At 47.3% G+C, this 8,384-nt stretch carries 8 protein-coding genes and 8 tRNA genes; 3 read left to right on the top strand and 13 right to left on the bottom strand.

Going from position 1 to position 8,384, the window contains the following annotated elements:
* Window positions 1-86: 86 nt before the first annotated feature.
* From glmM to sigW, 5 genes are all read right to left on the bottom strand, one after another.
* Entirely contained in the window at window positions 87-1,442 is a 1,356-nt protein-coding gene (glmM, locus tag SIN01_RS13140) for a phosphoglucosamine mutase (protein WP_047035243.1), read from the bottom strand.
* Between the two features lie 109 nt (window positions 1,443-1,551).
* Entirely contained in the window at window positions 1,552-2,901 is a 1,350-nt protein-coding gene (locus SIN01_RS13135; RefSeq protein ID WP_010024498.1) for a CdaR family protein, read from the bottom strand.
* Window positions 2,894-3,712 carry a diadenylate cyclase CdaA gene (gene cdaA / locus SIN01_RS13130; RefSeq protein ID WP_010024497.1) on the bottom strand — a complete coding sequence of 273 codons (819 nt, stop codon included), beginning with the start codon at window positions 3,710-3,712 and terminating at the stop codon, window positions 2,894-2,896. Before cdaA ends, SIN01_RS13135 begins: the two co-directional genes overlap by 8 nt.
* Before the next feature lie 161 nt (window positions 3,713-3,873).
* Complete coding sequence (locus SIN01_RS13125) at window positions 3,874-4,257, bottom strand: anti-sigma factor family protein (RefSeq protein ID WP_010024496.1); 384 nt, start codon at window positions 4,255-4,257, stop codon at window positions 3,874-3,876.
* Window positions 4,254-4,832: an RNA polymerase sigma factor SigW gene (gene sigW, locus SIN01_RS13120; RefSeq protein WP_010024495.1), complete on the bottom strand. Its 579-nt coding sequence runs from the start codon at window positions 4,830-4,832 to the stop codon at window positions 4,254-4,256. Before sigW ends, SIN01_RS13125 begins: the two co-directional genes overlap by 4 nt.
* A 256-nt stretch (window positions 4,833-5,088) precedes the next feature.
* On the opposite strand from sigW, the gene SIN01_RS15115 reads away from it, so the two are divergent.
* The 3 genes from SIN01_RS15115 (at window position 5,089) to SIN01_RS13105 (ending at window position 7,254) form a co-directional block, all read left to right on the top strand.
* Window positions 5,089-5,265 carry an aspartyl-phosphate phosphatase Spo0E family protein gene (locus SIN01_RS15115; RefSeq protein ID WP_010024493.1) on the top strand — a complete coding sequence of 59 codons (177 nt, stop codon included), beginning with the start codon at window positions 5,089-5,091 and terminating at the stop codon, window positions 5,263-5,265.
* A gap of 142 nt (window positions 5,266-5,407) precedes the next feature.
* Window positions 5,408-6,061: a TetR/AcrR family transcriptional regulator gene (locus SIN01_RS13110; protein ID WP_010024492.1), complete on the top strand. Its 654-nt coding sequence runs from the start codon at window positions 5,408-5,410 to the stop codon at window positions 6,059-6,061.
* Window positions 6,058-7,254 (top strand): Acg family FMN-binding oxidoreductase, encoded by a 1,197-nt coding sequence (locus SIN01_RS13105; protein ID WP_010024487.1) that lies wholly within the window; start codon window positions 6,058-6,060, stop codon window positions 7,252-7,254. The genes SIN01_RS13110 and SIN01_RS13105 overlap by 4 nt, the downstream gene beginning before the upstream one ends.
* 102 nt (window positions 7,255-7,356) lie before the next feature.
* Here the strand turns inward: SIN01_RS13105 and SIN01_RS13100 are convergent.
* The 8 genes from SIN01_RS13100 to SIN01_RS13065 form a co-directional block, all read right to left on the bottom strand.
* Window positions 7,357-7,429 (bottom strand) — tRNA-Ala (locus SIN01_RS13100).
* A gap of 6 nt (window positions 7,430-7,435) precedes the next feature.
* Window positions 7,436-7,510, bottom strand: a tRNA-Gly gene (locus SIN01_RS13095).
* A 22-nt stretch (window positions 7,511-7,532) separates the two neighbouring features.
* Window positions 7,533-7,618, bottom strand: a tRNA-Leu gene (locus SIN01_RS13090).
* A gap of 7 nt (window positions 7,619-7,625) precedes the next feature.
* Window positions 7,626-7,701 (bottom strand) — tRNA-Lys (locus SIN01_RS13085).
* A 13-nt stretch (window positions 7,702-7,714) separates the two neighbouring features.
* Window positions 7,715-7,799 (bottom strand) — tRNA-Tyr (locus SIN01_RS13080).
* A 25-nt stretch (window positions 7,800-7,824) separates the two neighbouring features.
* A tRNA-Thr gene (locus SIN01_RS13075) sits at window positions 7,825-7,900 on the bottom strand.
* 4 nt (window positions 7,901-7,904) lie between these two features.
* Window positions 7,905-7,977: transfer RNA gene (locus SIN01_RS13070), tRNA-Val, on the bottom strand.
* Window positions 7,978-7,983: 6 nt separating this feature from the next.
* A tRNA-Glu gene (locus SIN01_RS13065) sits at window positions 7,984-8,055 on the bottom strand.
* Window positions 8,056-8,384: the final 329 nt, after the last annotated feature.

Below are 8,384 nucleotides of genomic sequence, written 5' to 3'. Positions count from 1 at the left end.
CGGTTACTCACTTGCCGCAGGCGCACCGCATCTTCAGGTCGGTTTTTACTGGACTGCCCCTGACTACTGCCTGATCCGTGTTCGTGTTATTGAATCTCTCCGCCGATCGCTTCAACAACTTTTTGCGCGATCCGTTCCACGTAGGCATCGCAGGCTTCCTCGGTTGGTGCTTCAGCCATAACGCGGATCAGGGATTCTGTTCCTGATGGCCGTACAAGCACGCGCCCGTCGCCGGCCATATCCGTTTCTACATCCTTAATTACCGCTGCTACTTCAGGATTTTCAGTGACGTGGAACTTGTCGGCAACTTTGATGTTGACCAATTTTTGCGGATAAGTTTTCACACCCGCCGCGAGTTCGGACAGCTTTTTGCCGGTCACTTTCATGATGTTCACAAGCTGAAGCGCCGTCAGCATGCCGTCGCCGGTTGTTGAATGCTCAAGGAAGATAATGTGTCCGGATTGCTCTCCGCCAAGCACATAACCACCGTCACGCATTTCTTCCATAACATACCGGTCGCCGACTTTCGTCTGCTTCGTTTCAATTTGCTGTGTTTGAAGTGCCTTGTATAAACCAAGATTACTCATCACCGTTGTTACCAATGTATCTTTTGTCAAGTGTCCTTTCGATTTCAAATAAGTCGCGCAGATGTACATAATCTTATCGCCGTCAATGATATTGCCAAGTTCATCGACAGCAATCAAACGGTCACCATCGCCGTCAAAGGCTAAACCAACATCGGCTGCTTTTTCAACAACCAACGCCGACAAGGCCTCCGGATGCGTTGATCCGACACCGGCATTAATATTCTTTCCGTTCGGCGATGTCCCAATCGTCACAATGTCTGCTTCTAAATCAGCAAAAAGATGTGGTGCGAGTGCACTCGTTGATCCGTGCGCGCAATCCAAGGCAATCTTGAAGGTTGAAAAGTCTTCCTCTTGAATCGTTTGCTTCAGAAATTGAAGGTATTTCTGACCACCTTCAAAGTAGTCACTGGATACGCCCAGATCGCCGCCAATTGGCCGAGGCAGATCATCTTTGTCTTTTGCCAGCAGGGTTTCAATGGTCTCTTCCACTTCGTCGCTTAACTTAAAACCGTCACTGCCAAAAAATTTAATGCCATTGTCTTCGACCGGATTATGCGATGCAGAGATCATGATACCGGCGCTGGCATCCATGGCTTTCGTTAAGTAAGCGACACCTGGAGTTGAGACAACCCCCAGCCGCATAACCTCGACGCCAATGGAGAGCAAACCAGAAATAAGCGCACTTTCGAGCATATAACCGGAAATGCGCGTATCCCGGCCAACCAGAACCTTCGGATGCTCAGTCGTCTTCGTTAATGCGTAACCGCCGGCCCGACCCAGCTTAAATGCCAATTCGGGGGTCAAGCCGAGATTTGCAATGCCTCTGACTCCATCCGTTCCAAAGTACTTTGCCATAATATCAATCGCTCCTATCTTTCCTCGTCCAAATTCCGCCGCTTTATTTTAAACTCAGGATTGAAATCTGTCAAAGGGTGTTTATCCCCCGCCCAAAGAACCCTATTCGTTAACTAATACGAACACTGACGGTCTCCGGAAGTGTCTCTATCTTATATTTATCTGGCAAGTTGACGGTGACCGGTACTTTGTGCGTTCCTGAGTCAAGACCACTTAGATCCACTTCCGCTTGCAAATCATTTTTTGTCAGCTGATTCAAATCGTCTTCTGTTCCGGAAACAGAAACAGCTACTTGATCTTCCTTAACAAAAGAGACGGTTTTGCCGTTTTCAAGTCCGGTGACCTTAATTGGGATATTCGTAAAATCTTTTGTTTGTTTGTCCGTACTCGAATCAGAAGTTGCATCGGCGCTTGAATCCGCGCTTTCTGAATTTGCTGCTGCCGTACTTGAATCAGCGGAACGATCTTCTGATTCGGCACTTGTTTCCTCGCTGTCTTCACGTGCAATATGAATTGTAACCTCAATCTTCTCAGGATCTACAGATTCTGCGTCAGATGGTACCGGTACAGATACGGAAAATGTTTTGTCTTTTTTCAATCCATCAACAGAAATAGACAAAGGATCGAGCGCTTTAATTCGATTAAGTGCTTCACTGTCCTGCGCGGTCACAGTGACCTCGTTTGTCGATTGTTCCACCGAGGAAACCGCGTATCCTTTTGCCGGGGTCCCGGTCGTTTCCGTTTTAATGGATAATTTCTTTGAAACCTGCTCAATCGGCACCTGGACATGAATCGATGATGGCTTGATCGTGACGTCAACCTGATCGCCATTGTTATTATACGCATGAAGTCTGATCATTTTGTCTACGGTATCCGTCGCATTTTTAACGTCGACCACACCTTTGATAAAGGCAATGGAATCAACGGTATCCTCACCACCGGTAACGGTAACCGATTTCGTGTCAATTGCCGGATCACCGATTGAGTAGCCGTCCGCTAACGAATCTTTATTCAAGAGGTCTACACCAACGGGGAGCTCCTTACTCGTCTTTTTTTGAATGGTGACGCGAACCGTCTTTGGCGATGGTCGAACCGTTAATCCGGATGGAAATCCGCGTGTATGTACCTGGGCGTCATAGGTGCCGGGTTTCATGCCGGTCAGATCCAAGTAAACGCTTTGGGTGCTCGGAAGCTTCGCTTTAAGAATCGACTCATTGGAACCGCTCAAATGGACATTAATCGTTTGCGGTGCACCGCTGACCACGTATTGGCTTTCATCAAAGCGGAGCGCCAGTTTCTCATTCACGACTGTTGTTTGCTGAGTAGGGTTAACCGCCACATTAGCTGTTGATCCCGGCGCGTTTCCGCCGTCTCCGGCAGAAACAACCCCATACAGCATTAGAGCGAGAACAAAGGATATAATTTTGACTAGCCAATTGTTATTAAATAGTTTATCCATTGTGCTTTCCTCTCCAATTCCAGCGAACCGGCGACTGATTATCCGACTCGTCCAGCTCATGTTGAAGCATTTCCTGCAAGCGTTCCTCGCTAATCTCACGGAACATCTCGCCGTTCTTGGTCACGGTGATTCCGCCCGTTTCTTCTGAAACAACGACCGTCAATGAGTCGGTGACTTCACTGACCCCCATCGCTGCACGATGCCTTGTCCCAAGTTCTTTTGAGATAAACGGACTCTCGGACAGCGGCAAGTAGCAGGCGGCGGCGACAACCTCTGTACCACGGATAATGACAGCGCCATCATGAAGTGGCGTATTCGGAATAAAGATATTAATGAGCAGTTGTGAGGTCAAATTCCCATTAAGCTGAATCCCTGTCTCGATATATTCATTTAGTCCCGTCTTGCGTTCAATCGACATGAGGGCACCGATCCGCCGCTTAGCCATATAGGATGTTGCCTTGACAATCGCATCGGCCATTTGCTTATGTTCTTCCTCAACCTGAGTCCCTCTGGAAAACAAGCGTCCGCGTCCAAGCTGCTCAAGCAAACGGCGCAACTCCGGTTGAAAAATAACAATGATGGCGAACAATCCGTAGGTAATCGCATTGTTCAAGATCCATTCCAGCGTGCGCAGTTGAAACAAGCTGCTCAGAAACCATACGGCAACGATCACGAGGATCCCTTTTGCCAGCTGGACTGCCTTTGTGCCTCGAATAATCATAATCACTTTGTAGATCACATAAGTGACAATCAAAATGTCGATGATGTCTGTTAAGTAGTTCAATATGTTAATATGAGTCCACAAAGGCATCGCTTTTCATCCTCCAAATCAACCATCGTTCTCAATTCGTACCGACCATCTTAGTTTTACTCGATCATTCCGACTTCACCATTTGATCTTAATTAGAATTCGATTTTATGCTGAATCGTTCTATATCTATGACACATGTTTGAAAAAATGAAACAAGCGGGTCAGGTTTGGTCCCCCAAACCTTTGAGCAGAACATAATTATTTTTCCCGTGCACTTGCCGACGCGCGCCAATCATTACCAGCGACATTGGTACCGCGCAAATCGCCATCGTTGTAAGTACCGGATGATTGCTGCCCCAGCGCCGGATTACGTGACGTTTTTCAGGTGGCAATTGTTCTAAGACGGTTTTCGTAAATACAGCCGGCAATTGCGGGTGGGCAAGTCGGCGAAGCAGCTCGGTCGACTCCTTAAGCTCATTAAAATGAATACGGCACGTATCGCAACTCGCCAAATGTTCAAACAATTGTTGTTTCTCTTGATCGGTAGCTTCTTGATCCAATACTTTATTCATTAATGAAAGATATTTTACACTTGAGCAGCTCACGTTTGTTTGCCTCCCTTAACCGTCATGTTTTGTCTCAGCATTTCTCGGCCACGGTGTATCCGCGTTTTCACCGTTCCAACCGGAATTTCCATAATTTCACTGATTTCCTTCAAGCTTAAATCTTCAATATATTTCAGTACCACTGCTGATCGGTATTTCTCCGGCAGTTTATCAATTTCATGCTGTACGAACGCTTCGGTCTCTTTGCGTAAGACGCGCTCCTCAGGATGCTCGCCTTCGTCCGGGAGGATGGCGTTTAAAGTCAGATCCTCCGTCCCCGGTACAGACGCATCAAGAGAAACCGTGTTCTTTCTGCGGCGCAAAAAGTCGATCGACAGATTCGTTGCGATCCGAAACAGCCACGTTGAAAATTTTCGATCCGGATCATACTGGTCGATATGTTTATAGGCGCGAATAAAAGCCTCTTGTGACAGATCCTCTGCCTCCTGTACCTGACCCACCATACGCAGGCAGATGGCAAACACACTGTTTTTATACCGCTCAACCAGCAAGGCAAAAGCCTGTTGATCCCCTTTTTTAACCTTTTTAATCAGTCGCTTCTCTGTTTGATCCATAGTTACCTCTCTATTTGAAGCATTATTAACTACGCAAGATACTTATATCAAGTTTCATTGTTGTATCAAGGCAATGATTAAAAATGAGTGCTTTCGACTTATTCTTACAGCTCATTCATTGCCTTATTTCTGTGCTGTTATTCGTGATCAAACGGAAGGATACGGCGGTCATCCGCAAGAGAATCATATTTGTTTGAAATATACAATTCGGGGTAATCTTTATACTAAAGCAAGCATAAAGCCTGGAGGTGGACCAATGGACAAGCAAGAACTTATCAGTCAAATCGAAGTCCTGAGAACCAGGATGATACGTGCTGCAGCAGATGAGCCACTAACCTCGCCAACAATTCAAGGAATCAGTCAATGTCTTGACCAATTACTCAATCAATACGCAAGACTGTTTCAACACCATTCAAAAACGGTCTGCCAATAATCCTGCAGACATTAGAAGTATACCATAAATCACGCATTCTTTAACCAAACAATGCTTGTTCCTCTTGACAGGAGCAGGCTTTTTCTATTCAATAAAAGTAAACCAACAGTTTACTTTTTCGATTGTCAAAGGGAGGAAAAAATTGGCGTCAAAACGAGAGGTAGAAAAGCAACGGAAGAAAGCCACCATTATCGATGCAGCCGAACAACTCTTTTTCTCAAAAGGCTACGAACAGGCTACGATGGACGATTTGCGCGCTGCTGCACACCTCAGCAAACGCACCCTTTACGTCTATTTCACCAGTAAAGAACAGATTTACTTCGAGATTATGATCCGCGGCTACAAAAAGTTGATTGCGCTGCTTGATGAAGCCCCTCAGACCGCATCGGTCATTGAACGCCTGAGACATATGGCAGATACCTTCTACCAATTCAGTAAAATGTACCCGCAGTACTTCTCAGCGATTTTCTCCTATGAAAACCGCACGACTGATTTTACGCAAAGTGTGCCGGACCCCTCAAAAGAGGAATGTTATGCGCTTGGGGAAGTTGTGCTCGGAAAGTTCACCGCCCTTTTACAGGAAGGTAAAAATGAAGGGGTACTTCAAATCGATCAAGATGTCACGCTGACAGCGATGATCCTCTGGTCATCCATGAGCGGCGTGCTGCGTACAGCAAAACTGAAGAAAAATTATTTGGAGAACGATCATGCTATCTCACCTGAGTCCCTGATCGACCAAGCGTTTGTGCTGATGATGCGTTCTATCCGAAACAATTCCGGAGGTTCATTAAAATGAAAACAAAAGGTGTGAAAAAAAACATGCTGATTCTCGCTGCCTGCCTGCTTGCCACTCTCTTCCTTTTTCTAGTCGTCCTGTTTGCCGCCGGAGGACTTTTCCAGACGAAAACCTATCTTCAGCCTTGGGACAAAACATACGCCAAAAATTTTAAAGATCCGCGCATCCGCCTTGCTGCCTACGGTCTGCTCGCAGCCAACGGGCACAACATGCAGCCCTGGATCATTAAGCTGGACAAAAAGGATGCCATGACCTTTTATTTGTTCGCCGACCCAGAACGCATGTCGCTGCAAGCCGATCCTGAAGCGCGGCAGCTGATGGTCACTCAAGGTACCTTTCTCGACTATGTTGCCGTCGCCGGGCAATCCATCGGTTTTTCGGTCTCCATCACCCTGTTCCCCAAAGGCACTTATGATGAAAACCATCTTCAGCACAGCATGACCGTGCAGCCCGTTGCCAAAATTCAATTAAAGAAAGCAGCACCCAAACCGTCCCCGCTCTTCAATAGCATCTATATTCCCGATACAAATCGAGAGGCTTATCAATCAAAAAAGTTAACCGCCGCACAAACGCTTGCGATTGAAGCGCTCGGAGATTCACAAGACGTTGAAACGCATGTTTACCAAGACCGCAAGAACGTGCAAACGCTCGGAAAAATCGCCATGGACAGCGCTGAGATTGAAGCGCAAACCAAACGCGTGATGGATGAAGCCGCAGCAATCTTCCGGGCCAACGAATACCAGAAAAACCAAACACGTTACGGATTTTCCTTGGAAGGGCAAGGCACATCCGGATTCAAGCTTTACTTCATGCAAGGCTTGATCACCCTGTTTCCATTCCTGAACAGCGACAAAGCTTCTGCCGATTTGATGATTCAATCCACGCGAACCGCGCTTGATCACACGCCTGCCTATTCAATGATCACAACAAAGGAGAACAGCCGCGCAAGCCAAGTAAAAAGCGGTATGATCTACAGCCGTCTGACACTAACCGCCGCCCATCTCGGACTCGCTGTTCAACCGGTCAGCCAGGCATTGGAAGAATATCCGGAGATGCACGATCCCTATCAGAACATCCACCATTTATACGCGCCAAACGGTCAAACCATTCAGATGCTCGTACGCATTGGAACACCAACGAAAACCGTCCCGCAATCCATGCGTCGAGACATTATCGATTTAATCAAGCACTAAACACATATAGGAATAAAATGAAAACGATCAAAAGAGAACACTTGAACGGCAAACAAACGGAGACTCTGCCCGATCGGCAAAGTCTCCGTTGTTCTTTTTTTATGGAGCCTAGCGGGATCGAACCGCTGACCTCCTGCGTGCAAAGCAGGCGCTCTCCCAGCTGAGCTAAGGCCCCATATTATGGAGCGGAAGACGGGATTCAAACCCGCGACCCCCACCATGGCAAGGTGATGTTCTATCACTGAACTACTTCCGCAAACCAAAAATATTAAATTAAGTGCGGATGAGAGGACTTGAACCTCCACGCCCCGTAAAGGGCACTAGAACCTGAATCTAGCGCGTCTGCCAATTCCGCCACACCCGCATAAAAATGGTGGGCCATGAAGGTCTCGAACCTTCGACCCTCTGATTAAGAGTCAGATGCTCTACCAACTGAGCTAATGGCCCACAAGTAAATGAATGGTGGAGGGAGAAGGATTCGAACCTTCGAACCCGTAGGGAACGGATTTACAGTCCGTCGCGTTTAGCCTCTTCGCTATCCCTCCATATTAAATTAAATCGTAAATCGAATGGTGCCGGTCAGAGGACTTGAACCCCCAACCTACTGATTACAAGTCAGTTGCTCTACCAATTGAGCTAGACCGGCGGAGTGGAGGATATAGGGCTCGAACCTATGACCCTCTGCTTGTAAGGCAGATGCTCTCCCAGCTGAGCTAATCCTCCATAAAGTGACCCGTACGGGATTCGAACCCATGAACCCACCGTGAAAGGGTGGTGTCTTAACCACTTGACGAACGGGCCATACTGCTTGTCCGTCGCAATCGACGTTTTTTATTATATCTAGATTGACAGGTCTTGTAAAGGGAAAAATAAAAGCAATTTTATTCTGAATATTTGGGACGCCATTTGCTCCCCCGCAATTCCTATACAGTGATCAGCTCTTTTCATCCTGTTCTTCCGTGGAAAGCAAATGCATGCACACACTCGGTGGTTGGGCGCTGCTTCAGCTGCTTGCATCAACAGTGTGCGCCCACGGACAGTCCAGAAACCTCCTCAGTATCCGCGGGGGCTCCTTTGGCTTGCGAGTCACAGAACCGCTCCTGAGGCACCCAAGCACTTTCGCGACTTCC

Source organism: Sporolactobacillus inulinus (genome assembly GCF_006539285.1).
GTDB lineage: Bacteria > Bacillota > Bacilli > Bacillales > Sporolactobacillaceae > Sporolactobacillus > Sporolactobacillus inulinus.
This window is presented reverse-complemented; position numbering and strand designations above follow the sequence as displayed.

Bases quoted from the DNA above. Each gene is read 5' to 3' on its own strand.
- SIN01_RS15115 (WP_010024493.1), top strand. From the start codon at position 5,089: ATGGACAAGCAAGAACTTATCAGTCAAATCGAAGTCCTGAGAACCAGG.
- sigW (WP_010024495.1), bottom strand. From the start codon at position 4,832: ATGGATCAAACAGAGAAGCGACTGATTAAAAAGGTTAAAAAAGGGGAT.
- SIN01_RS13135 (WP_010024498.1), bottom strand. From the start codon at position 2,901: ATGGATAAACTATTTAATAACAATTGGCTAGTCAAAATTATATCCTTT.
- SIN01_RS13105 (WP_010024487.1), top strand. From the start codon at position 6,058: ATGAAAACAAAAGGTGTGAAAAAAAACATGCTGATTCTCGCTGCCTGC.
- glmM (WP_047035243.1), bottom strand. From the start codon at position 1,442: ATGGCAAAGTACTTTGGAACGGATGGAGTCAGAGGCATTGCAAATCTC.
- cdaA (WP_010024497.1), bottom strand. From the start codon at position 3,712: ATGCCTTTGTGGACTCATATTAACATATTGAACTACTTAACAGACATC.